Annotated in this window: 14 protein-coding genes; 10 read left to right on the top strand and 4 right to left on the bottom strand. The window is 62.8% G+C overall.

Annotated elements, in window-relative coordinates:
* The first annotated feature begins 66 nt into the window (after positions 1 to 66).
* The 10 genes from atpA to IHE30_RS12580 all read left to right on the top strand — a co-directional run bounded on the left by atpA (position 67) and on the right by IHE30_RS12580 (position 19,806).
* A complete protein-coding gene (atpA, locus tag IHE30_RS12625; protein ID WP_337691056.1) occupies positions 67 to 1,608 on the top strand; it encodes a F0F1 ATP synthase subunit alpha in 1,542 nt (513 codons plus the stop codon).
* 79 nt (positions 1,609 to 1,687) lie between these two features.
* Positions 1,688 to 2,572, top strand: coding sequence for a F0F1 ATP synthase subunit gamma (gene atpG / locus IHE30_RS12620; protein WP_337691055.1), 885 nt, complete (start codon positions 1,688 to 1,690; stop codon positions 2,570 to 2,572).
* 71 nt (positions 2,573 to 2,643) lie between these two features.
* On the top strand, positions 2,644 to 4,035 hold the full coding sequence (atpD, locus tag IHE30_RS12615; protein ID WP_337691053.1) for a F0F1 ATP synthase subunit beta: 1,392 nt from the start codon (positions 2,644 to 2,646) through the stop codon (positions 4,033 to 4,035).
* A gap of 105 nt (positions 4,036 to 4,140) precedes the next feature.
* The gene (locus IHE30_RS12610) at positions 4,141 to 4,566 is read left to right on the top strand and encodes a F0F1 ATP synthase subunit epsilon (protein ID WP_041752940.1); all 426 of its coding nucleotides are present in this window, start codon (positions 4,141 to 4,143) and stop codon (positions 4,564 to 4,566) included.
* Between the two features lie 195 nt (positions 4,567 to 4,761).
* Positions 4,762 to 6,510 (top strand): AMP-binding protein, encoded by a 1,749-nt coding sequence (locus IHE30_RS12605; protein ID WP_337691051.1) that lies wholly within the window; start codon positions 4,762 to 4,764, stop codon positions 6,508 to 6,510.
* Positions 6,511 to 7,216: 706 nt separating this feature from the next.
* Complete coding sequence (gene hemE, locus IHE30_RS12600; RefSeq protein ID WP_337691047.1) at positions 7,217 to 8,305, top strand: uroporphyrinogen decarboxylase; 1,089 nt, start codon at positions 7,217 to 7,219, stop codon at positions 8,303 to 8,305.
* A 456-nt stretch (positions 8,306 to 8,761) separates the two neighbouring features.
* The gene (locus IHE30_RS12595; protein WP_337691046.1) at positions 8,762 to 11,053 is read left to right on the top strand and encodes a primosomal protein N'; all 2,292 of its coding nucleotides are present in this window, start codon (positions 8,762 to 8,764) and stop codon (positions 11,051 to 11,053) included.
* A 399-nt stretch (positions 11,054 to 11,452) separates the two neighbouring features.
* Positions 11,453 to 13,762 carry a molybdopterin oxidoreductase family protein gene (locus tag IHE30_RS12590; RefSeq protein WP_337691044.1) on the top strand — a complete coding sequence of 770 codons (2,310 nt, stop codon included), beginning with the start codon at positions 11,453 to 11,455 and terminating at the stop codon, positions 13,760 to 13,762.
* Between the two features lie 882 nt (positions 13,763 to 14,644).
* Positions 14,645 to 18,565, top strand: coding sequence for a trifunctional transcriptional regulator/proline dehydrogenase/L-glutamate gamma-semialdehyde dehydrogenase (gene putA, locus IHE30_RS12585; RefSeq protein ID WP_337691043.1), 3,921 nt, complete (start codon positions 14,645 to 14,647; stop codon positions 18,563 to 18,565).
* A gap of 89 nt (positions 18,566 to 18,654) precedes the next feature.
* Positions 18,655 to 19,806 (top strand): branched-chain amino acid ABC transporter substrate-binding protein, encoded by a 1,152-nt coding sequence (locus tag IHE30_RS12580; RefSeq protein WP_337691041.1) that lies wholly within the window; start codon positions 18,655 to 18,657, stop codon positions 19,804 to 19,806.
* Between the two features lie 78 nt (positions 19,807 to 19,884).
* Here the strand turns inward: IHE30_RS12580 and IHE30_RS12575 are convergent, their stop codons facing one another.
* The 4 genes from IHE30_RS12575 to gcvH form a co-directional block, all read right to left on the bottom strand.
* Complete coding sequence (locus tag IHE30_RS12575) at positions 19,885 to 21,273, bottom strand: L-serine ammonia-lyase (protein ID WP_337691039.1); 1,389 nt, start codon at positions 21,271 to 21,273, stop codon at positions 19,885 to 19,887.
* 84 nt (positions 21,274 to 21,357) lie between these two features.
* On the bottom strand, positions 21,358 to 22,473 hold the full coding sequence (locus IHE30_RS12570; RefSeq protein ID WP_443193670.1) for an alginate lyase family protein: 1,116 nt from the start codon (positions 22,471 to 22,473) through the stop codon (positions 21,358 to 21,360).
* A 449-nt stretch (positions 22,474 to 22,922) separates the two neighbouring features.
* Positions 22,923 to 25,925, bottom strand: a complete 3,003-nt coding sequence (gene gcvP, locus IHE30_RS12565; protein ID WP_337691038.1) for an aminomethyl-transferring glycine dehydrogenase — start codon at positions 25,923 to 25,925, stop codon at positions 22,923 to 22,925.
* 64 nt (positions 25,926 to 25,989) lie between these two features.
* Positions 25,990 to 26,370, bottom strand: a complete 381-nt coding sequence (gene gcvH, locus IHE30_RS12560; RefSeq protein ID WP_337691037.1) for a glycine cleavage system protein GcvH — start codon at positions 26,368 to 26,370, stop codon at positions 25,990 to 25,992.
* Positions 26,371 to 26,415: the final 45 nt, after the last annotated feature.

The following is a 26,415-nucleotide window of genomic DNA, read 5'->3' as shown; positions in this document are numbered from 1 at the left end:
CCGCATTGCGACTCGCCAGCGTCACGCCAACGCGACGCGCAACAGAATTGAACATCAGGAGCGATTATGCAACTCAACCCCTCTGAAATCAGCGAGCTGATCAAGAGCCGGATCCAGGGACTGGAGGCCGACGCTGACGTTCGCAATCAGGGAACTGTGGTCTCTGTGACCGACGGTATCGTCCGCATCCACGGCCTGTCGGACGTGATGCAAGGCGAAATGCTGGAGTTTCCGGGCAACACGTTCGGCTTGGCGCTGAATCTGGAGCGCGACTCGGTCGGCGCGGTGATTCTCGGTGAATTCGAGCACATTTCCGAAGGCGACACGGTTAAGACGACGGGCCGCATCCTCGAGGTGCCGGTTGGTCCGGAGCTGATCGGCCGCGTCGTCGATGCGTTGGGCAACCCGATCGATGGCAAGGGTCCGATCAACGCGAAGACCACCGATGCGATCGAAAAAATCGCGCCGGGCGTGATCTGGCGCAAGTCGGTGTCCGAGCCGGTGCAAACCGGCCTAAAGTCGATCGATTCGATGGTGCCGATTGGCCGTGGCCAGCGCGAGCTGATCATCGGCGACCGTCAGACCGGCAAGACCGCCGTGGCCGTTGACGCGATCATCAACCAGAAGGGCAAGAACCTGACGTGTATTTACGTCGCGATCGGCCAGAAGGCGTCGTCGATCATGAACGTCGTGCGTAAGCTCGAAGAGCATGGCGCGATGGATTACACGATCGTTGTGGCTGCCTCGGCATCCGATTCCGCTGCGATGCAATTTATCGCGCCGTACGCCGGCTGCACGATGGGCGAATACTTCCGCGATCGCGGCCAGGACGCGCTGATCATCTATGACGACTTGACCAAGCAAGCGTGGGCGTACCGCCAGATCTCGCTGCTGCTGCGTCGTCCGCCAGGCCGCGAGGCCTATCCCGGCGATGTGTTCTATCTGCACTCGCGTCTGCTCGAGCGGGCGGCTCGCGTGTCCGAAGAATATGTCGAGAAATTTACGAACGGCGAAGTAAAGGGCAAGAGCGGCTCGCTGACCGCGTTGCCGGTGATCGAGACGCAGGCCGGTGACGTAACGGCGTTCGTGCCGACCAACGTCATCTCGATTACCGATGGCCAGATCTTCCTGGAAACTGATTTGTTCAACGCTGGTATTCGTCCCGCGATCAACGCCGGTATCTCGGTGTCGCGGGTCGGTGGCGCGGCGCAGACGAAGGTGATCAAGAAGCTGTCCGGCGGCATCCGTACTGACTTGGCGCAGTACCGCGAGCTGGCGGCGTTCGCACAGTTTGCGTCGGACCTGGACGAAGCGACCCGCAAGCAACTCGAGCGTGGCCGTCGCGTGACGGAACTGCTCAAGCAGCCGCAGTATCAGCCGCTACAGGTTTGGGAGCTGGCGGTTGCGCTGTTTGCCGCGAACAACGGCTACCTGGACGACCTGGAAGTGAAGGACGTGCTGCCGTTCGAAAAGGGCCTGGGCGAGTTCCTAAAGACCAGCCATGCCGCGCTGATCAAGCGTATCGAAGACAACAAGGACTTAGCGAAGGACGATGAAGCCGCGTTGCATACGGCGATCAAGGACTTCAAAAAGTCCGGCGCTTACTAATTTCGGGAACGCGGACAGCATGCGGCCTACATCGTGCGCCGTCACGACGGGCCGCGCCGCTTCGGACAAGGAGTAAGCAATGGCTGGCATGAAGGAAATCCGCGGCAAGATCAAGAGCGTGCAGAACACGCGCAAGATCACCAAGGCGATGGAAATGGTAGCCGCGTCGAAGATGCGACGCGCGCAGGAGCGCATGCGCACGGCCCGTCCGTACGCCGACAAGGTTCGCGATATTGCCGCGCATATGAGCGGGGCGAACCCGGAGTATCGTCACCCGTTCATGGTGAAGAACGCCGGCGCGAAGACGGCGGGCGTTATCGTGGTGACCACCGACAAGGGCTTGTGCGGCGGCATGAATACGAACGTGCTGCGTGCGCTGGTGCAAAAGTTCAAGGACCTCGACGCACAGGGCATCAAGACCGAGTCAACCGCAATCGGCAGCAAGGGCCTTGCTTTTTTGAACCGCTTCGGCGGCAAGGTCGTGTCGCAGGTCACGCATTTGGGTGATACCCCGCACCTGGAGAAGTTGATCGGCGCGATCAAGGTCCAGCTCGATCGGTATTCGCAAGGCGAGTTGTCGGCGGTTTACCTGGCTTACACACGTTTCGTCAATACGATGAAGCAGGAACCGGTGATCGAGCAACTGCTGCCGTTGACCGACGAACGCTTCGAGAAGCGTGCGGATGAAGGCCCGACGCCGAAGTCGTCATGGGACTACATCTATGAGCCCGATGCGCAAACGGTGGTCGATGATCTGCTGGTGCGCTATGTGGAAGCGCTGGTGTACCAAGCCGTGGCCGAGAACATGGCCTCCGAGCAATCGGCACGGATGGTGGCGATGAAGGCGGCATCTGACAACGCGAAGACGGTGATCAACGACCTGCAGCTCGTCTACAACAAGAGCCGCCAGGCAGCGATCACGAAAGAGCTGTCGGAGATCGTCGGCGGTGCGGCGGCGGTCTGAGCCACGCCTGGACGAAGCCCGGAACCACGCGCCGCGCGCGGGGAAAGAATCAAGTATCTAAAGGAAATGCGATGAGTACTACTGCTTTGGTAGAAGGCAAGATCGTACAGTGCATCGGCGCCGTTATCGACGTGGAGTTCCCGCGCGAGCAAATGCCGAAGATCTACGACGCACTGATTCTGGAAGGCAGCGATCTGACGCTCGAAGTCCAGCAGCAACTCGGCGACGGCGTCGTGCGCACGATCTGCTTGGGATCGTCCGAAGGCTTGCGCCGTGGGCTGACGGTGAAGAACACGGGCAATCCGATCACCGTGCCGGTCGGCACGCCGACGCTTGGCCGGATCATGGACGTGCTTGGCCGGCCGATCGATGAAGCGGGCCCGATCTCGCACGAGAACACGCGCTCGATCCATCAGAAGGCCCCGGCGTTCGACGAACTGTCGCCATCGACGGAGCTGCTTGAAACGGGCATCAAGGTGATCGACCTGATTTGCCCGTTTGCAAAAGGCGGGAAGGTGGGTTTGTTCGGCGGCGCTGGCGTGGGCAAGACCGTGAACATGATGGAGTTGATCAACAATATCGCGAAGGAGCACGGCGGTTACTCCGTGTTCGCCGGTGTGGGTGAGCGGACCCGTGAAGGGAACGACTTCTATCATGAAATGAAGGACTCGAACGTCCTGGACAAGGTCGCGCTGGTGTACGGCCAGATGAACGAGCCGCCGGGCAACCGCCTGCGTGTGGCGTTGACGGGCCTGACGATGGCCGAGCACTTCCGTGACGAAGGCCGTGACGTGCTGTTCTTCGTCGACAACATCTACCGGTTTACGCTGGCGGGTACGGAAGTGTCGGCACTGCTGGGCCGGATGCCGTCCGCAGTAGGCTACCAGCCGACGCTCGCCGAGGAAATGGGCAAGCTGCAGGAGCGCATCACGTCGACGAAGACCGGTTCGATCACATCGGTGCAGGCCGTGTACGTTCCGGCGGATGACTTGACCGATCCGTCGCCGGCGACCACGTTCGGCCACTTGGATGCCACCGTCGTGCTCTCGCGTGACATCGCGTCGCTCGGTATCTATCCGGCGGTCGACCCGCTCGACTCAACGTCGCGCCAGATCGACCCGAACGTGATTGGCGCGGAACACTACACGATCACGCGTAGCGTGCAGCAGACGCTGCAACGCTTTAAGGAACTGCGCGACATCATCGCGATTCTCGGAATGGACGAATTGTCGCCGGAAGATAAGCTCACGGTGGCCCGTGCGCGTAAGATCCAGCGCTTCCTGTCGCAGCCGTTCCACGTGGCAGAAGTGTTCACGGGCTCGCCCGGCAAGTACGTGCCACTGAAGGAAACGATTCGCGGCTTCAAGATGATCGTCGAGGGTGAGTGCGATCATCTGCCGGAGCAAGCGTTCTACATGGTGGGTACGATCGACGAAGCCTTCGAGAAAGCAAAGAAGATCTAATCGGTCGGGTGTTCGTAGCGGGGGGGCGTGCTCTTTTTGAGGGTGCCGGGAGAGTCAGAACTGGCCGTGCCTACCCCAGCGATTCACGCTCAACCAGGAGTCGATATGGCAACCATCAAAGTAGACGTCGTCAGTGCCGAGGAAAGTATTTTCTCGGGACACGCGAGATTCGTCGCGCTGCCGGGTGAAGCGGGTGAATTGGGCATCTTGCCCGGCCACACGCCACTCATCACGCGTATCCGCCCGGGCTCCGTGCGTATCGAGGACGAGAATGGCGACGAGCAGTTCGTGTTCGTTGCCGGTGGCATTCTCGAAGTGCAGCCCGGCGCGGTGACGGTGCTCGCGGACACCGCGATCCGTGGCGCAGAACTGGACGAGGCGAAGGCCGAGCAGGCGCGCAAGCGTGCCGAAGAGGCCTTGCAGAACACCGACTCGAACCTCGAGTACGCTACGGCACAAGCCGAACTGGCCTATGCCACGGCTCAGCTTGCGGCCATCGCGCAACTGCGTCGTCGGCGCGGACAGCATTGATCCGGACGTGGCTGCGGCAAGTTCGCGGCTGCGCCAGTCTGAACAACCCACATCGCTCGATGTGGGTTTTTTTTCGTCTTTTTGAGCGTTGCGGTTGCGTCCGGGTTCAATCGATGCTCAATGTGATACGCCACGGTCACACGATGCGATTGAAGGCTTCCCAATACGTCAACGTCACCCTGAATGACTCAGCGGATGAAACCGGAGACGATAACGACCACTACACCTGCCTTGCCACCGGCGCAAATCGAGCCGAAGGATGGCTTGTCCTACGTTCGTGGCCGTACCGATGTTCCACTGTCCGGGGCGACGGTGAGCGAGTTCCTTGGGCAGACTGCGCAACGCTTCGCTGACCGTCTGGCCGTTGTGTTCCGGGAGCAGGGCGTGCGTTGGACGTGGCGGGCATTCTCCCAGGAGGTCGACGCGCTGGCTGCCGGGTTTGCGTCGCTGGGCATCGGTAAGGGGGACCGGGTTGGCATTTGGTCGCCGAACCGCGTCGAATGGCTGGTTACGCAGTTTGCAACCGCGCGCATCGGCGCGATCCTCGTCAACATCAACCCCGCCTATCGGCTGGCCGAACTCGACTATGCGTTGAACAAGGTCGGCTGCCGCGCGATTGTGGCCGCCGAGCAATTCAAGATGTCGCGGTATCTCGAGATGCTGCAGACGCTCGCACCGGAACTTGGGCAGCACGCGCCGGGGGCACTGCAGGCGGCGCGCCTGCCCGAACTGCGCCACGTGATCAGGATGGGCGCCGGCCAGACGCCGGGCATGCTTCGCTACGACGATCTGGTGCAGCAAGGCCGCAGCCGCCTGGACATGGCACACCCCGCTGCGATAAGCGGCACGCTCGACGCGCATGACCCGATCAACATCCAGTTCACTAGCGGCACCACCGGCAACCCAAAGGGCGCGACGTTGACCCATTACAACATCGTCAATAACGCGCGCTTCATCGCGATGTCGATGCGTTTAACCGAGCAGGACCGGTTGTGCATCCCGGTGCCGCTGTATCACTGTTTCGGCATGGTGCTCGCGGTGCTCGCCTGTGTGTCCACCGGTGCGGCGATGGTATTCCCGGGGGAAGGATTCGATCCGGCGGCCACGCTTGCCGCCGTGTCGGACGAGCGATGTACGGCGCTGCACGGCGTGCCGACGATGTTCATTGCCGAGCTCGACCACCCCGATTTCGAGCAATATGATTTGAGCTGGCTGCGCACCGGCATCATGGCTGGCTCGCCGTGTCCAATTGAAACGATGAAGCGAGTTGTCGCACGCATGCACCTGGGCGAGATCACGATTGCGTATGGGATGACCGAGACGAGCCCTGTCTCATTCCAGAGTGCGACGTCGGACCCGCTCGAAAAGCGCACCACGACAGTTGGCCGGATTCAGCCGCACCTGGCGGCGAAGATCATCGATGCGCCGGGCGATATTGTGCCGGTCGGGCAGACCGGTGAGCTTTGCACTAAAGGCTATTCGGTGATGCAGGGCTATTGGGGCGACGACGACAAGACGCGCGAGTCGATCATCGACGGCTGGATGCATACGGGCGACCTGGCGACCCTGGACGCGCAGGGGTATTGCAATATCGTAGGGCGGCTCAAGGACATGGTGATCCGTGGTGGCGAGAACATTTATCCGCGAGAGATCGAGGAATGGTTGTTTCGACATCCAAAGATACAGTCGGTGCAGGTCTTCGGGGTGCCGGACACGAAATATGGCGAGGAACTGTGCGCCTGGATCGTGTTGCGGCCCGGCGAGACGGCGACCGCGGAGGACATCCGGGACTTTTGCCACGGCCAGATCGCTCACTACAAAATCCCGAAATACGTCCGATTCGTGTCGGACTTGCCGATGACGGTAACGGGCAAGGTGCAAAAATTCGTGATGCGCGCCAAGATGATCGACGAATTGAAGCTATCGTCGAACAAGATCGCGTAGGCAGCCAGTGCGAGAAAAAAAGCGGGCTCGGAGCCCGCTAAAAACCACACGCTACGGGGTTAGCGCGAGGAGACCATGGATGGCGTTGCGTTACTGCATTCGACGCGGCTCCAACAAGGACGCCTCTGCGCAGGAGTTCGCGCAGTGCCGCGGCCGGCCTTCACGCGTCGCATCCGCTCATACGACACATTAGGCCCCATCCGTGCTGGAAACCAATGGAAGCATTCTGGGCGAAACCCGTCGCCTGTGGGGTAACAAAGTGTTTCAGGTTGTAACTTCCTTCCGTCTGCCATTTGCAAGTGATTTATTTCCGTAGTCTTTTCCTTTTAAGTAAATTATTTAGGCCGTAGGTACCCGAGGGTGTGGGCAACCGTCGCTGCGCGCTTGCATTGCGGCCTTGTGTTACGGTCGTTTACATTTTTCCACAAGCACCGCATGAACGGATCAAGCGGGTCAAACCGTTCACTACGTCTCCTTGGGACGGCGGGACCGGCATCGGAACCCGCCAAAGTCCTAACGTGCCGCATGTGTGCGCGGCGCACTAACGCACCGGAGCACCGAAACGCCGAAACACCGAAACACCGAAACACCGAAACACCGAAACGCCGAGGCCCATGCATCATAGGCGAGCCGGCGCCCATTGCACGAATCGCCGATGTATGGTGCGCGTCCGTTAAAATGGTGCTTTTCCTGGGCAGAGCGCACCGTGCCTCACAATCTCGCCAACGACACTTTCCTGCGCGCGCTGCGGCGCGAACCGACCGAGTACACGCCGATCTGGTTGATGCGCCAGGCGGGCCGCTATCTGCCCGAGTACAACGCCACGCGCGCCCGTGCAGGCAGCTTCCTCGGTTTGGCCAAGCAGCCCGACTACGCAACCGAAGTGACGCTGCAGCCACTCGATCGCTACGCGCTCGATGCGGCAATCCTATTTTCGGACATCCTGACGATCCCCGATGCGATGGGGCTGGGACTCGAATTCACGCCCGGCGAGGGCCCACGCTTTGCCCGCCCGGTCCGCACCGAGGCCGACGTCGCCCGGCTCGCTGTGCCCGGCATCGATGCGACGTTGCGCTACGTGACCGATGCGGTCGCGCAGATCCGTCGCGCGTTGGTGGGCGCCGATGGCCGTCAGCGCGTGCCGCTGATCGGCTTCTCCGGGTCGCCGTGGACGCTGGCGTGCTACATGGTCGAGGGCGGTGGCAGTGACGATTTCCGTACCGTGAAGTCGATGCTGTATGCCCGGCCCGATCTGATGCACCGGATCCTGGAGATCAATGCGCGCGCGGTCGCCGATTATCTGAATGCACAGATTGATGCCGGCGTGCAAGCGGTGATGATTTTCGATACCTGGGGCGGTGTGCTGGCCGATCGCATTTACCAGTCGTTTTCACTGCAGTACATGTCCCAGGTCGTCGCGGCGCTCAAGCGCGAACATGACGGTGAGCATGTCCCCGTGATTGCCTTTACCAAGGGCGGCGGGCAGTGGCTTGAGGGGATTGCCGCGAGCGGCGTCGATGCGGTGGGCTTGGACTGGACCGTCGATCTGGCGCGGGCGCGGGCGCGAGTGGGCGGCCGGGTTGCCTTGCAGGGCAATCTTGACCCGAGCGTGTTGTTTGCCCCGCCCGAGGTGATTCGCGCGCAGGTCCGGCAGGTGTTGGACGCCTACGGCAATCACCCAGGGCACGTATTCAACCTCGGGCATGGCATTTCGCAATTCACGCCAGTGCAGGCGGTCACCGAACTGGTCGACGAAGTACACCAGTACAGCCGCGCAATGCGCGCCGGCACATGATCGCCGGCCGTTGCTGCAATGCCATAGCGTGGACCCGAGTCGTCAGGGGCCTGGACTTGCGCAAACTGCGGTAATTGCGACTTGTCAACACCTGCTGACGGCCACTTATACACATTTTTTCGCCACTTTTGTCGCAGCGTGGATTTTGGCGTAGCACAGTAGCATCACGCGCAAATTGTTTGTCTAAACCATTGATTTTTAAAAGAGATCGAATCAGGCCGACGCAATGCCCGATCTCGGTGAAATGCGCGCCGCTTGGCCGTTCCGTGGGGGCGGCTGCAGGTTTTTGCACAAAGTTATCCACAAGGCGCCGAGCGATCATAAATTTTTATGATGAATCCATGGTTTAGCGGTGGTTGCGATGTTTTACTTTAACTTTACGCCGCCTTGTCTTTCCGCTCGGTGACGCTTTGCCGCGCTGGCTCGGACCGCCGTGGCTGCGCCGACACACGACCCATGCAACCGACGCTTTTTCGTTACGTTCGAGTCGCGCTGGACCATCCGCTTTCGGCACTGTACGACTACCGCTGGACTCTGCCGTCGCAGCCGCTGCCCGGCATGCTCGTGCAAGTGCCATTTGGCCGCCGGCAGACAGTGGGACTGGTCATCGAGGTCGCGGATGCGACTGACGTGCCAGCGGATCGATTGCGAGACGTCCAAAGCGCGTGCATCGATTGTCCGCCGCTAAACGCAGACTGGCTTCAATTGATCACGTTCGCGGCGGATTACTATCAGCGCGGCCGCGGCGAAGTGGCGTTGCCAGCGTTGCCGCAGGCGTTGCGCGATGCGGCCCGTTGGCCGCGGCTGTTCGCGCGCGAGCCGCTCTATCGGCTGACGACGGCCGGACGCGACAGGCTGCCCGACGCATTGCCGGCCCGCGCGACGGCGTTGCGACGGCTCGCCCAGGCATTGTTGCGGGCGGACACGCTGGGCGCCGACGATGCCCGCGCGATCCATCCGAAGGCCGTTGCGACGCTCGAGCAGTGGCAGGGGCACGGATGGGTCCACGTGCAATGGCGCGGCGCCGTCGAGGCACTGGGACTGAGCGGCACGACGCAGCCGCCGGAGCGGGCCGGGCACGATGTATCGTCGCGGCTGGACCGGTGTGCGGTGCCCAAGCTCAATGCTGAACAGCGGGCGGCGGTCGAGGCGATCGACGCCGCCCGCGGCTTCGCGCCGTTCGTATTGCATGGCGTGACCGGCAGTGGCAAAACCGAGGTGTACCTGCACGGCTTGGCTGCCTTGTTCGCCCGCCGGCCCGATGCGCAGGCGCTGGTGATGGTGCCGGAGATCAACCTGACGCCGCAATTCGAAGCGGTGTTCCGGGCGCGTTTTTCGCATTGGCCGGCCACCGCCTTAGTGACCTTGCACAGTGGTCTGGCGGATGGCGAGCGCGCGCGCAATTGGCTGACGGCGCACGCCGCCGGTGCGCGGATCGTACTGGGTACGCGGATGGCGGTGCTCGCGTCGTTGCCGCGGCTGGCGCTGATTATCGTTGATGAAGAACATGAGCCCGCCTACAAGCAGCAAGAAGGGCTGCGCTACTCCGCACGGGATCTGGCGGTGTGGCGGGCTAAGCAGTTGAGCATCCCCGTCGTGCTCGGCTCGGCTACGCCGTCGCTCGAAACATGGTGGCACGCGTGCCAGCGTCGTTACACGACGTTGGCGTTGTCGCGGCGCGCGGTAGCGGACGCGGCGCTGCCCAAGGTCCGGCTCATCGACATGGAGGCGGAGAAACAGGCGGGCCGCCATCGCGCGGACGGGTTGTCGATGCCGCTCGTGAAAGCGTTGCAGGAGCGCGTGGCGCGCGGCGAACAAAGCCTGGTGTTCCTGAATCGCCGGGGCTACGCGCCGGTGCTGGCCTGCGACGCGTGTGGCTGGGTCGCAGGCTGCCCGCGCTGCAGCGCATATGTCGTGCTGCACAAGCCCGAGCAGCGCATGCGATGCCATCACTGCGGCGGGGAAAGCCGCATTCCGCGGGCATGCCCGGCGTGTGGCAACGTCGATCTGGCGCCGTTCGGCCGTGGTACGCAACGTATCGAGGAGGTGCTTGGTGCAGCGGTGCCCGGTGCGCGAGTATTGCGTATCGATGCGGATAGCACGCGGCGCAAGGGCAGTGCACAGGCGTTGTTGTCCGGGGTGCACGCCGGCGATGTCGATATCCTGGTTGGCACGCAGATGATCGCAAAGGGACATGACTTTCAACGAGTCACGCTGGTCGGCGTGCTGAATGCGGACGCCGCGTTGTTCTCGCATGATTTTCGCGCGGGGGAACGGCTGTTCGCGCAATTGATGCAAGTGTCGGGTCGGGCCGGGCGGGGCGGCACCCACGGCGAGGTGCTCATCCAAACCGGGCATGCGCGGCACGCGTTATATGCGGCGCTGGTGCGCCACGATTACGTGGGCTTTGCCGAGACGACACTGGCCGAGCGGCGCGACGCGCATCTGCCGCCCTTTGTTTTCCAGGCATTGCTGCGCGCCGAAGCGCGCGGCTTGGACGATGCGCTGCGGTTTCTCAATGAGGCCGCCGCGATACTCGACGCGGTACCCGGCGCCGAGTGCGTGACGCGCTATGATCCGGTGCCGCTGACCATCGTCAAGGTGATGCACGTACACCGTGCACAGCTGCTGCTCGAAAGTGCTTCGCGTGCCGCGCTGCAGCGGACGCTGCGCGCCTGGGTGCCGCGGTTGCGCGAACTCAAGGGGGCGCTGCGCTGGAATGTGGAAGTCGATCCGCTGGATATCTGAGCGCGTATGGCTTGACGCCCTATCTTTCGAACATCACGTCCATCCGTACGGTGCAGGGCTGGCTATATCTGGCGATCGTATTGGATTTTACTGCCGCAAAGTGGTGGGTAGGTCGATGGCGCCCACCCTGTTAGGCTAGCCATGTCGGCTTTCACCATGGCGCTGCCGCAGCGCCGGCCGCCGGGGCGGCCCCGCATTCAGACCGTGGCAGTCAGTACGCAAGCGATGAATACCAGGCATTGTTTGGAACTTTAGGCGCCGACTGGCCCTATTTGTGCTGAAGGCAGGACACTCCGACGGGGTGGGAGGTAACTGTGACGATTCGGACGCTGACCGTGTTGTTGCGTTACGTGGGAATACCGGTTGCTCTTCCAAAAGAAATGTTTAGGGAGAGCGAGCATGGAGCCCCGTCAGGATCAAAATATCGGCTGTCTCGGTGAACCTGATCGGTGGGTTCATTCCGCCTGCATACTTTGCTCTAATGGCTGCGGTCTGGAAATCGCTGTCAAGGACGAGCGCATCGTGGGTGTTCGCGGGAAGCTAGACCATCCGGTGAATTTTGGGCACCTTGGCCCCAAGGGCAAGCATGCCTGGGTGGCGAACGACAGTCCCCGACGCGGGCGGCAACCGATGATCCGGCGTGCTAAGGGGGCGCCTCTAGAGCCGGTGAGTTGGGACGAGGCGCTAGACTTCTTTATGCAAAAGTTCCAAGATGCGCGGCAACAGAGCCATGAGAATCTTGCGTGCTACAATTCCGGACAGTTGACCTTGGAGGAGTTCTATACCCTGGGTAAGCTTTGGCGAGGCGGCCTGCAGTCGTCAAACATCGATGGCAACACGCGGCTGTGCACAGCGACTTCGGCTACTGGGCTGATGGCCAATTTTGGCGCCGATGGTCCTGCTGCTTCCTACGTCGACATTGATGAGGCAGAACTCCTATGCCTCTATGGCCACAATGTTGCCGAGGCTCAAACGGTGTTGTGGGAGCGGATGCTAGCGGCAAAACAACGCAACCAGGGCCGTATCATTGTAGTGGATCCGCGCAAGAGTCCGACTGTGCGTCAGGGAGCGGACCTCCATTTACAGATCCGGATTGGTACCAACGTGGCGCTGATGAACGGGCTGATCCACCTACTAATTCGGAACGGCGCGGTTAACCTCGATTTTGTGCGCAAGCACACGGTTGGTTTCGAGCCGATGCAGTCGGTCGTGGCCGAATATTCGCCGGAACGCGTGGCCGACATCTGTGGTATTGAGATCGCCGCGCTGGAGGCGGCGGCGCAATGGATAGGCAGTACAGATCGCATGGTTTCTACCGTGCTGCAGGGGTTTTATCAGGCTGTGGAGGCGACCGCATCGTCTTCACTGGTCAACAGCGTGCACCTGCTGCGCGGTGCCATCGGCAAGCGCGGCGCAGGCCCTTTGTTAATGGCGGGACAACCCTCTGCCATGTCGAACCGGGAAGCGGGGGCGGATGGCTCCTACCCCGGCTATCGCAATCCCCACAACCTCGCCCATATGCGGGAGCTGGCCGAACGCTGGAACCTCGACCCCGTCACGTTCCACCCTGAGGTACCGAAAGACATCGTCACGATGCTCGAAACCGCCGAGCGCGGGGAGATTGAATTCCTGTGGGTGATCGGCACTAATCCTATTGTCAGTTTGCCTGACCAGAATCGTACGCGGCGTATCCTGGAGCAGTTGTTCGTGGTCGTACAGGACCCTTTTGTCGACGCTGACACGGTTGCTTTGGCCGACATTTACTTTCCCGTGGCCATGTGGGGCGAAAAGACTGGCTGCGTGACAAATGCTGACCGCACCGTCAATCTATTATGCAAGGCCGTCGAGCCGCCAGGGCAGGCCCGCACCGACCTCGAAATCTTCGTCGAGGTCGCACACCGTCTCGGCTTCAAGGATCGGGACGGTCAACCGCTAATCGGCTACCGGGAGCCACCAGAGGCGTTTGACGAGTGGCGCCGCGTGTCCAAGGGCCGGCCGTGCGATTACTCCGGAATGACCTACGAGCTGTTGCTAAAGAAGGGCGGCGTGCGCTGGCCCTGCAACGAACAGCACCCGGAGGGCTGCGAGCGGCTATACGAAGATCTGCATTTTTGGACCGGGATTGACGACTGTGAAAGCTACGGCGCCGATTTTCTAACCGGCAGCAAGCACACGCGCGCGGAATACGAGGCCATCGATCCCAATGGCCGCGCCTTCCTGCGGCCAGCGCAATGGCGCCGGCCGCCCAATCCGCCAAGCGAGGCCTACCCCTTCGTCCTGTCGACGGGGCGTGTTGTCTACCATTTCCACACGCGAACCAAGACCGAACGTTCTGAAGCGCTGCATCGGCGTGTGCCAAATGCCTATGTCGAAATCCATCCCGATGATGCGCAACGGCTGGGCATTAACCTGGGAGATTGGGTGGAGGTGTCGTCGATGCGCGGGCGATGGGAAGGGCCGGCGATGGTCGTCGACACGGTGCGGCCCGGAGAGTTGTTTATTCCCTTCCATTTCGGCAAAGGCCATCAAGCGGCCAATCAGCACACGACCTATGCTCGCGATCCTGTCAGCCAACAGCCGCAGTTTAAGTCTTCTCCAGTGCAGTTGAAGTGGCTGAGCCTTGCGGAACCGGAGCCCTGGCTGGTCGAGCATCGGAATGACTTGCAGGGCAAGAAGGCGAAGCCGTATGCTGCCAGAGATATTCGGTGAGCGACTCTCGTGCTATCGCATGAATGCAATAGAGCCCGCGGTCGTCAGTTTCAGAAAAAAGCGCCCCATCACTGACTGATTTCGGTAACGACTGATGCGTAGCCCTTGCTTGCACAGCGTCTGGATCACACGTCGGCTGCCATAGTTCACGTCGCTGGCTCAGGCCAAAAAAGGCCGACACTTGACCTGTCCGAAGACGTTGGGCTACTACAGCACGCCGCAGTTTGACTGGGCCGGATCGCGCGGCAGCACCAACGGCACCTGCAAGAAGCGATCGGAGCGGAAAGCCCGAAATCGAAACGGAAAGGCCGAGCCGAAAGACAGGGACGAGCGGCACCGTCAACGCAGTAGCCGGCTGCGTGCTGCCAGCGCACGTGTACGATAGCTACTGGGCGGATTCCGGCCAATGCGTTCCCCGGTGACGGGCGAGCGCCGCAGCGGCGTGTCCGCCAGCGAGCCGATGCGGGTGTAGGGCAATTGTGCCGATTGCCGGTACCGCGACGCCGACGCAAAAAGTCTCGAGCACACCATGGCAGGTTTCTCCGTATTCCGTTCTTGCTTCGGTCCTGGCGTGGCCGATAGCCGCCGACACCGGCCCGACGATTGACTCGTGCCGCCGCGCGACGGGTGCGATGCGCTTGCCCCGTCTCTTGCTGCGTCCTCCCTCTTGATAACGGCGCACTGCCCCGCTCCGATGACTAGGGAAAACACCGACGCCCAGCCGCTTGATTTCGTTGCGGGCGAAACTTCTTAAGCCCTTGTAAATAAACAATTTATGGCGGCGTAACCGTCAGCCGGAAAAGATTGCACCTTTTTAATGTACGCAGTACGATCAGCCAGATTTTTTTCGAGTGGTCCGGCGGCGGCGCCGATAAAGGAATCATGGCTAGTACCACCCTTGGCGTTAAGGTCGACGATTTGCTGCGGACCCGACTCAAAGAAGCGGCCCTGCGTCTGGAGCGCACGCCGCACTGGCTGATCAAGCAGGCAATTTTCGCGTACCTAGAGAAAATCGAGCACGGTACGCTGCCCCCCGAGTTGTCGCTGTCTCATGAGGTAGCCGATGTCGGCGAGTCGGGCAGCGAACCGAACGACGACGCGCCACACCCGTTCCTGGAACTTGCGCAGAACGTGCAACCGCAGTCGGTACTGCGTGCGGCGATCACCGCGGCCTATCGGCGTCCGGAGCCAGAGTGTGTGCCGTTCCTCATTAAGCAGGCGCGGCTGGCGCCGCCGCTGGCCAGCGACGTGCAGGGACTCGCCACGCGCTTGGTTGACGCGCTGCGCGCCAAGCGTACCGGCGGTGGCGTCGAAGGTTTGATCCATGCGTTCTCGCTGTCGAGCCAGGAAGGCGTCGCGCTGATGTGTCTGGCCGAGGCGCTGCTGCGGATTCCAGACCGGGCCACGCGCGATGCGCTGATCCGTGACAAGATCAGCCAGGGCGACTGGAAGTCGCACATCGGCCATGCCTCGTCACTGTTCGTCAACGCCGCGACATGGGGCCTGATGATCACGGGCAAGCTGGTTGCGATCAACAGCGAGGCGGGCCTGTCGCGCGCACTCATGCGGATGATCGGCAAGGGCGGCGAGCCGTTGATCCGCAAGGGCGTGGATAGGGCAATCCGGTTGATGGGCGAGCAATTCGTCACCGGCGAGACGATTTCCGAGGCGCTGGCGAACAGCCGGAAATACGAGGCGCGCGGCTTCCGCTATTCGTATGACATGCTCGGCGAGGCGGCAACGACCGAGGAAGACGCTCAGCACTACTATGCATTGTACGAGCAGGCAATCCACGCGATTAGCAAGGCCGCCAGCGGTCGCGGCATCTACGACGGACCGGGGATCTCGATCAAGCTGTCGGCGTTGCATGCGCGATACTCGCGTGCGCAGTACGAGCGCGTAATGAGCGAGTTGCTGCCGCGGGTACGAGCGCTGGCGCGCCTAGCGCGCCGCTACGACATCGGCCTGAACATCGATGCGGAGGAAGCGGACCGGCTAGAGATCTCGCTGGATTTGCTCGAGGCATTGTGCTTTGATCCGGAGCTGGCCGGCTGGAACGGCATTGGCTTTGTCGTGCAGGCGTACCAGAAGCGCTGTCCGTTCGTGATTGACTATTTGATTGATCTGGCCCGCCGTAGCCGACATCGCTTGATGGTGCGGCTGGTCAAGGGCGCGTACTGGGACAGCGAGATCAAGCGGGCGCAGGTGGAGGGGCTCGAAGGCTACCCTGTCTACACCCGCAAAATCTACACCGACGTGTCCTATCTCGCGTGTGCAAAGAAACTGCTGGGCGTGCCCGATGCGGTGTACCCTCAATTCGCCACGCACAACGCCCACACGTTGTCGGCGATCTACCATTTGGCAGGCCAGAACTATTATCCGGGCCAGTACGAATTCCAGTGCCTGCACGGGATGGGTGAACCGCTGTACGAGGAAGTGACCGGTCGCAACAAGCTCAATCGTCCATGCCGCGTGTACGCACCGGTCGGCACCCATGAGACACTGCTCGCGTACCTAGTGCGCCGACTGCTGGAGAACGGTGCGAACACATCGTTCGTGAACCGGATTGCCGATGAGTCGGTGCCGGTGGCCGAGCTGGTGGCGGATCCTGTCGACGAGGCATCGCGGATCGTGCCACTTGGTGCGCCGCATCCCAAGATCCCGTTGCCGCGCGCGCTGTATGGCAGCGAACGGGCCAACTCAATGGGGCTGGACCTGTCCAATGAGCATCGCCTCGCATCACTGTCGTCGACATTACTTGCGAGCACTAACGTGATGTGGCATGCCGCGCCGACGTCGCCGCCCGGCGAGGTGGTGAGCGGCACGCCGCGTGAGGTGCGCAACCCGGCCGATCATCGCGACGTGGTCGGCACGGTGATGGACGCGACAGCAGAGCACGTGCAAGCCGCGCTCGCTCATGCGCTCGCCACCGCGCCGATCTGGCAGGCCACGCCCGTGCAGGCGCGCGCCGACTGTCTAGCCCACGCCGCCGACCTGCTTGAAGCGCAGAGCCATACGCTGATGGGGCTGGTGGTGCGCGAAGCGGGCAAGTCGCTGCCGAATGCAATTGCCGAGATCCGCGAGGCGATTGATTTCCTGCGCTACTACTCGAGCCAGATCCGCGGCGAGTTTTCCAACGACACGCACTATCCGCTCGGGCCGATCGTCTGTATCAGTCCATGGAACTTTCCGCTAGCGATCTTCATGGGCCAGGTCGCGGCGGCACTGGCCGCCGGCAATACGGTGCTGGCAAAACCCGCCGAGCAGACGCCGCTGATTGCCGCGCAGGCGGTGCGCATCCTGCACGAGGCTGGCGTTCCAACTGGCGCCGTGCAATTGCTGCCCGGCGACGGGGAGACGGTGGGTGCTGCGCTGGTCGCCGATCCGCGTATCCGTGGCGTGATGTTCACCGGCTCCACCGAGGTCGCACGCCTCATCAACCGTACGCTATCTGAACGGCTGGATCCAGACGGTAAGCCGATTCCGCTGATCGCCGAGACCGGCGGCCAGAATGCGATGATCGTCGATTCGTCGGCGCTGGCCGAGCAGGTCGTCGCGGACGTGCTGCAGTCGGCGTTCGACTCAGCCGGCCAGCGTTGTTCGGCGCTACGCGTGCTGTGCCTGCAGGATGACGTGGCGCAGCGCACGTTGCAGATGCTAATCGGCGCCATGCGCGAATTGTCGATTGGCAATCCAGATCGTTTATCCACCGATGTCGGCCCGGTCATCGATGCCGAAGCCAAGCGCGGCATCGAAGCGCATATCGCGGCGATGCGCGATAAGGGTCGCAAGGTGTTCCAATTGCCGCTGCCGCCCGGCTGTCAGCAGGGCACGTTCGTGCCGCCGACACTGATTGAGATCGACAGCATCGATGAGCTGGCGCGCGAGGTATTCGGGCCGGTGCTGCATGTGGTGCGCTACCGCCGCCATGCGCTGGAATCGCTGCTAGAGGCCATCCATGCGACCGGCTATGGGCTGACACTGGGGATCCACACGCGGCTCGACGAGACGATTGGCTACGTCATCAAACGCGCGCGTGTGGGCAATATCTATGTGAACCGCAACGTGATCGGCGCGGTGGTCGGTGTGCAGCCGTTTGGCGGAGAAGGGCTCTCGGGTACGGGGCCGAAGGCGGGCGGACCGCTGTACCTGCAGCGGCTGCTGGCCAAGCGTCCCAATGGCATACCCGCGTCGTTGGCCAGATCGCTGAGCAAGAAGAGGCCGGCCGACGGCGGACCGGCGGCGCTCACGGCGTATCGCGACTGGTTGATCGGCGAGCGCGATGCCCAGCTCGCTGCCCGTTGCGATGGCTACTTGAGCCAGGTGCTCGCCGGCGCCTCGGCCGCGCTGTCGGGCCCGACCGGGGAACGCAACACCTATGGGCTCAGCGCACGTGGCACGGTATTATGCATCGCGTCGACGGCCAGCGGCGCACGCGCACAGCTGGCGGCGGTGCTGGCCACCGGCAACCGCGCGCTGTTCATCGGCGCGAGCGGCGAGCAACTGGTTGGTGCGCTGCCGGCCGCGTTGCGCAGCCACGCAGCGGTGAGCCGCGACGGCGACCTCGGCGTCGAGTATGATGCTGTGCTGTTCGAGGGCGACAGCGATGCGCTACGATCGCTGGTACGGCAGATCGCCGCGCGCGGCGGCCCGATTGTCAGCGTGCAGAGCGTGGCGGCCGGCGCGTTCGACGAGGGTGCCTGCGGCGACGACTATGCGCTTGAGCGGTTGTTGACTGAGCGCTCGGTGAGCGTCAACACGGCCGCCGCGGGCGGTAATGCCAGTTTGATGACAATCGGCTGAACACCATTTGGTCGCTTGGCACGAAGCGAGGCGGGGCACGGCGGACTCCGGGCGGCGCCTCACCCTTAAAGCCAACAGGAGATGTCTCGATGGAGCACATGATGAAAAAGCTGACGGGCGCGACGTTGTTCGCCGTCTTGTCGGTCGCGGGGAGCGTAGCGCAAGCGCAGCAAGCAGAGCAGGTGAAGGTGGGCTTTGCCGCACCGATGACCGGCGCCCAAGCACACTATGGCAAGGACATGCAGAACGGCATTGTGCTTGCGATCGAGGACTTCAACGCGACCAAGCCGGTGATCGGCGGCAAGCCGGTGCAAATCGTGCTGGATACCGGCGATGACCAGGCCGACCCGCGTACCGGCACGACCGTTGCGCAAAAGCTCGTCGACGACGGTATCAAAGGCATGCTCGGCCATTTCAATTCGGGGACGACGATACCTGCATCGCGCATCTATGCGAACGCCGGGATTGCGCAGATCGCGATGGCAACCGCGGCGGAATACACGCAACAGGGCTATAAAACGACGTTCCGGATGATGACTTCCGATACGCAGCAAGGCTCGGTGGCTGGCACGTTCGCGGCGAAGACGCTGAAACTCAAGAAGGTTGTGATTATCGATGACCGAACTGCGTATGGCCAGGGCCTGGCTGATCAGTTCGAGAAGGCCGCGAAGGCCTCGGGCGCGAAAATTCTTGGCCGCGAGTACACGAACGACAAAGCGATCGACTTTAAGGCGATCCTGACCAAGGTGAAGTCGATGACGCCAGAGCTGGTCTACTACGGCGGCGCGGACGCGCAAGCCGGCCCGATGGCCAAGCAAATGAAGGCGCTGGGCATCAAGGCGCCGCTAATGGCCGGCGAAATGGTCAAGACCGACACGTTCCTGAAGCTCGCGGGTGACGCCGCCAACGGCACGATTGCGTCACTGGCGGGCCTGCCGCTGGAAGAAATGCCAGGTGGCAAGGACTACGTCGCGAAGTACAAGAAGCGTTTTGGCGAAGAGGTACAGACCTATTCGCCGTATGCGTACGATGGCGCGATGGCCCTGTTCGAAGCGATGAAAAAGGCCAACTCGACCGATCCGGCGAAGTACCTGCCGGCGCTGGCGAGGACTGATATGTCGGGCGTCACGGCTAAGCACGTCGCGTATGACGCGAAGGGCGACATAAAGCACGGTGGCATTACGCTGTACAAGGTCGTCAACGGCCAATGGACCCCGCTGCAAAGCGTGGGCGGTAAGTAAGTCTCAGCCGAGCGCTCGTGCGTAAATGACTCGGGTGGGCGGGTCGAACTTGCCGTGGCGCGATTTATCCGCGTACCGTCAGCACTCGACGATGTTCACGGCGAGGCCGCCGCGGGACGTCTCCTTGTACTTCGTTTTCATGTCGGCGCCGGTCTCGCGCATCGTCTTGATTACCGAATCGAGCGACACGTAGTGCGAGCCGTCGCCGCGCAGCGCCATCCGCGCGGCATTGACGGCCTTGACCGATGCCATCGCATTGCGCTCGATGCAGGGGATTTGCACCATGCCGCCCACCGGGTCGCAGGTCAATCCCAGGTTGTGCTCCATGCCGATCTCTGCTGCATTCTCGACTTGCGCGGGCGTGGCCCCCATGACCGCAGCCAGCGCGCCGGCCGCCATCGAGCAGGCGACCCCGACCTCGCCCTGGCAACCGACCTCGGCACCGGAGATCGATGCATTGAGCTTGTACAGGATGCCGATCGCGCCGGCGGTCAACAGAAAATCGATGACGCCCGCGTCGTTTGCACCAGGCACGAACCGCGTGTAGTAATGCAGCACGGCTGGGATGATGCCGGCTGCGCCGTTCGTTGGCGCTGTCACCACGCGGGCCCCGGCTGCGTTTTCCTCGTTGACCGCGATCGCGTACAAATTGATCCAATCCACCATCGACAGCGGATCGCGCAATGCCATCTCGGGCTTGCCCGACAGGTCGCGATACAACTGCGGCGCCCGCCGGCGCACCTGGAACGGGCCCGGCAGGTTGCCGTCCGCAGCAGGATTGCCGATGCCACAACCGCGCGCGACGCATGACTGCATCACATGCCAGATACGCAGCAGATCGGCACGGATCGCGTCGTCGCTGCGCCATACCCGCTCGTTCTCGAACATCAGTTGCGCGATGGTGCACCCAGTCTGTGTACATCGCTGCAACAGCTCGCTGCCGGTTGAGAACGGGTGTGGTAGCTGCTCGTGTGCATGGAGCACGCGTGTGTTGGACGCACCGGCCGTGACCACGAAGCCGCCTCCCACGGACAGATAGGTCGACTCGCGCAGCACGCTGCCGGTGGCGTCGAGCGCCCGCAGCTTTAGGCCGTTCGGATGCTCGGGCAACGCCTGCCGGTAGAACACGATGTGCTCTTTCGGCAGGAACGGGACCGGATGCGTGCCGAGCAGTGCAAGCGTGCGCGACGAGGTGACGTGTTCGAGCTTGTCTGCGATCGTCTCGGCCTGCACGGTGTCCGGCGCCTCGCCAAGCAGGCCGAGCATGACGCCACGGTCGGTGCCATGGCCCTTGCCGGTCGCGCCGAGCGAGCCATAGAGTTCGACCTTGACCGATGCAGTGGCCGACAGCAAGTGGTCGCGCTGCAGGCCTTGCGCGAACAGTAGTGCGGCGCGCATCGGGCCGACCGTGTGCGAGCTTGACGGGCCAATGCCAATCTTGAACAAGTCGAGTACGCTGACGGCCATGGCGACTCCAGAAGTGTCACGCCACGCCCGCGGTCGGACCAGCGGGGTAGGCGGTTGCAATATCGATGTTGCGCTCGCGTCGTTTTATCGCTCACTCGAGCGCGCGGGCAGCGGCAGACATACGGCGAGCCACGGCGGTGGCACGGGCGCCAGGTGCAGTGCCACGGGCTGGTACCGCCCATTTAGCCGCGCGGCGAGATGAAACAGCTCTGTCGCGCGGCTAGGGTCCCACGCGCCACTGAAGCCGCGCAATCCGGCGGCGCGGCGTGTTTCATCGAACGGCACGCGGCTGTGGACGAACTCCTGATGGCTTGTGCGGCCGAGTGCATATGGGACGAGCCAATCGAGCGCGCGCTCCAGCGTTGCACCGTAGGCGCTGCGCTCGCGCAGCCAGTTGCGGTTGTGCCGGCGCGCGGCCAGCGCGGCCATCACCAACGGCTGCAAATCATAGGTCACGTAGTGCAGCGCGTCGCGCTCGTCAAAATCCCGTGTTGTGCTATCTAGGGCGATGTTGGTGCCGACCTGTTCGACGAACAACCGCTGCGCGGCATCGATCAACTTGCGATCATCCAGCGTGAACGCGGCCATCGCGATCAGCTTGACGCGATGGCTCTGCCAGTTGTTCGCGAACGTATGCTGGAGCGGCCGGGGCTGGCTGTCGATGCGCTCGACATAGCCGCTCGCCAGTCTGCGCAGGAATGCGATCGTCGCGTTGCGCGTCTTGACCGGCAGTGCGCTGGCGGTCAGGTCATACGCGAGAATCAAGCCATCCAGTTTCGTCTCGTCGATCGGATTGAAGCTTGGCTGGTAAGTCGTGACCCAGGCGTCGAGCAGGCGCGCGACATAACGCAAAAAGCGCTGGTCGCCGGTTGCGCGCCACGCGAGCGCGGCGTTGCGCATCCAATCAAAATCCTGTTTTGCTTCAGCACTACGGTCATGGATGCCTTGATGCGGCAGCGTACCCTCAGTATGCAACCGGGCGACCGCGCGCGGCGCATCGTTCAGCCGTGCGAACGCGTCCTGCACCAGTGCCCGCTCGCCAGGGTCAGCGTCGGTTCGTTCGCCGCTTTGCAGCGCGGGGGCCGCGCAGAAGTTCATGGCCGCGTGCGCCGGGGTCGTGCTGGACCACCCGAGCAGACCCGCCAGCATGGCCACCAAGATTGCCGTGCAATGGACCGCGGCGCGCGTGCCGGTGCGCATCGGCACTGGCCCGGCTGCAGTCGCCGAGCCTCGTACCGCAGCGCAGCGGCGTGTTGGATCGGGTCGGAACGTGTCCATCATTTGGGACTCCACTTTCGGCTTCGGCCAAATCGAAATGTTAGCCTTTCTTCGCGGAGATCTCACGCAAACGATACGGTTCCGTACGTTGCACTGCTATTGCACCGCGGATTTGTCACGGCGCTTTTGTGGCAGCATACTTTGGTCGGTGACATGCAGTATTGTCACCGACCCGCTGCGTAGTTATCCATCAGCACTTCGCGTACTACGTCATCGTACGGCTGCTTCGCGCCATCGCGCAGAACCGAAGGCGCACTCCGTTGCATGGCCATGCTGGACGAGGGCGCAAGCTGCCACTTTTTACCGTGGATTAAAATGCCATATTTATCTGACAGCGTGGATCCGTTCGACGCTAGCATGGCAGTGCCACGCTACACATAGTCGGAGACCGGCACGCACGAGCAAAACAGATTGCGATCGCCGTACGCGTTGTCGGCGCGGCCCACGGGCGGCCAGTACTTGTCAGTCACCAGCGATGGGACCGGATACGCAGCCTGCTCGCGTCCGTAGGCATGAGGCCATGTATCAGCGCCAATGACCGCGGCCGTATGCGGTGCATGCTTGAGTGGGTTGTCGTCTCGATCAGCGTGGCCTTGCTCGATCGCGCGAATTTCATCGCGGATCGCGATCATCGCGTCGATAAAACGGTCCAGCTCCGCTTTCGATTCCGACTCGGTCGGCTCGATCATCAACGTACCGGGCACCGGGAAGCTCATCGTCGGTGCGTGGAAACCGTAGTCAATCAGCCGCTTGGCGACGTCGTCAACGGTCACGCCGCTTGCGTCCTTGATCGGCCGCAAGTCCAGGATGCATTCATGTGCAACCAGCCCGCCGGCCCCTGAATACAGCACCGGGTAGTGTGGCGCGAGGCGCTTGGCGATGTAGTTTGCGTTCAGGATCGCCGTCTCGGTCGCCGACTTGAGGCCGCACGCACCCATCATCGCAATGTACATCCACGAAATCGGCAGGATGGCGGCTGAACCGTACGGCGCCGACGAGACCGCGCCGATCCCGTCCGGATTGCCGGCTGGCGTCGCCGCGCCTTCGCGCACGTAGCCGATCGAGCGCTGGTTCGGCAGGAAGCGCGCCAGGTGGGCGGCCACCGCGACGGGGCCGACGCCTGGGCCGCCGCCGCCGTGCGGGATGCAAAAGGTCTTGTGCAGGTTCAGGTGCGACACGTCGCCGCCGAATTGACCCGGAGCGCTCAGGCCCACCATCGCGTTCATGTTCGCGCCGTCAACATACACCTGGCCCCCATGCGCGTGGACAATCTCGCCAATCTCTCGCACGTTTTGCTCGAACACGCCATGCGTGGACGGGTACGTGATCATGATCGCCGCCAGCTTATCTGCATGGCGCGCGGCCTGGGCCTTCAGGTCCTCGACGTCGACATTGCCCTGCGCATCGCACGCGACGACCACGACTTGCATGCCGGCCATCTGGGCGGATGCCGGATTGGTGCCGTGCGCGGAAGCCGGGATCAAGCAAACGTTGCGATGGCCTTCGCCGCGCGCCGCGTGGTACGCGTGGATGATCAGCAATCCGGCGTACTCGCCCTGTGAGCCGGCATTCGGTTGCAGTGATACCGCGGCATAGCCGGTGCACGCCACCAGCATCTGCTCGAGTTGCTCGATCATCTTGCGATAGCCGACGGTTTGCGACGCGGGCGCAAACGGATGAATCTGCGCGAACTCAGGCCACGTGACGGGCAGCATCTCCGACGTGGCATTCAGTTTCATCGTGCACGAACCGAGCGGGATCATCGCGCGATCCAGTGCAAGGTCCTTGTCGGCGAGCTGGCGCAGGTAGCGCAGCATTTCCGTCTCGGAGTGGTGGCGGTTGAACACCGGATGTGTCAGGTACGCACTGCGACGCAGCAATGCGGCAGGCAGCGCGTCTTCGACGCTGGCGTCCAGCGCGCTGATGTCCAACGTCGGCGCGCCGGCTTGCGCGGGCACGGTGCCCGGCTGCACACCAGCGAGTGCGGGCGTCGTGCCGGCTGTTTCGGCGAACAGCGCAAGCAAATCAGCCAGGTCCGAACGCGTCGTCGTCTCATCGACCGACACGCCCACGCGTGCGCCGTCGATCCGGCGCAGGTTGATTCGCCGCGCGCGCGCCGCTTCGTGCAGCGCTTCGGTGCGCGTGCCTGACTCGATCGTCAGCGTGTCGAAGAACGTGTTATTGGCGAGCGTGTAGCCGAACTGCCGCACGCCGGCCGCCAAAATCGCCGCGATGCGGTGCACGCGCTCGGCGATCTGCCGCAGGCCTCGCGGACCGTGGTAGACCGCGTACATGCTGGCCATGATGGCCAGCAATGCCTGCGCGGTGCACACGTTCGAGGTCGCCTTTTCGCGACGGATATGTTGCTCACGGGTTTGCAATGCCAGCCGCAACGCGGGCTGACCTTGTGCATCGACGCTCACGCCGACGAGCCGCCCCGGCATCTGCCGCTTGAACGCATCACGCACGGCAAGATACGCGGCGTGCGGGCCGCCGAACGCGAGCGGCACGCCAAAGCGCTGCGAAGTGCCCACCGCAACATCCGCGCCCCATTCGCCAGGCGGCGTCAACAGCGTGAGCGCCAACAGATCGGCGGCGGCCACCACGTGCGCGCCGGCCTCATGGATCGCGGCAGCCAGGTCGCGATAGTCACGCACGTCGCCGTTGACGCCCGGATACTGCAGCAACACGCCGAACGCGCCGGCTTGCGCCGCCGCCGCGGCAGGGCCGACCCGCATGTCGATGCCCACCGGTTGTGCGCGCGTGCGGATCACCTCAATCGTCTGCGGTAGCACGTCGTCGGCCACGTAGAACACATTCGAGCGCGACTTGCCCACGCGCTGCAGCAGCGTCATGGCCTCGGCCGCCGCCGTGCCTTCGTCGAGCAGCGACGCATTGGCGGTGTCCAGCCCAGTCAGGTCGATCACCATCTGCTGGAAATTGAGCAGCGCCTCAAGCCGGCCTTGCGAGATTTCAGGTTGGTACGGTGTATAGGCGGTGTACCAGGCCGGGTTCTCGAGCACGTTGCGCAGGATCACCGCGGGCGTATGTGTGCCATAGTAGCCCTGGCCGATGTAGCTGCGGAACACTTCATTTTGGCACGCCAGTTCGCGCAGTCGCGCGAGCGCTTCGGCCTCGCTGCGCGGCGCGGTGAATTCGCCAAGGGGCAGGCTGTCACGACGCCGGATGCTCGGCGGAATCACCGCGTCGATCAGCGCGTCGCGGTGATCGAAGCCGAGCACCGCCAGCATCTGCCGTTGATCGTCGGCGCTAGGCCCGATGTGACGTTCGGCGAAAGCGTCGTGTCGTTCAAGCTCGGCGAGCGTGGGACGGTGGGCGCGATTCATCAGGTGATCCGGGTGCTCTGGCTTCATATCAAAATCCTGTCGGTCCACGCCGCCGCGACGCGCGGGGTCGGCGTGGACCCGTTGGGGTCAATCAGGCGCCGATCGCCTGGCCATACGCGGCCGCGTCGAGCAATGCGTCCATCGCGGCGGCGTCCGCGGGCTTGATACGGAACAACCAGGACTCGTACGGCGCGCCGTTGACCTGGTCCGGCGCACTGGTCAGCGCGTCATTGGACTCGACGATCTCGCCGGCAACCGGCGCATAGATGTCGGAGGCCGCCTTGACTGACTCGATCACGGCGATCGCGTCGCCGGCCTCGACCTGCTTGCCGGCTTCCGGAAGTTCGAGGAACACGACGTCGCCCAGTGCTTCCTGCGCGTGGTCGGTGATGCCGACGGTGAGCGTGCCGTCGTCTTCCTTGCGAATCCACTCATGGGATTCGGTGTATTTGAGTTCGGCCGGGATGGTCATGAGTGGCTCCTAATCATGCGTGGCTGCTAATATCGTTGAGGTCGT

The sequence above is a fragment of the Mycetohabitans sp. B46 genome (genome assembly GCF_037389205.1).
Taxonomy (GTDB): Bacteria; Pseudomonadota; Gammaproteobacteria; order Burkholderiales; family Burkholderiaceae; genus Mycetohabitans.
This window is presented reverse-complemented; position numbering and strand designations above follow the sequence as displayed.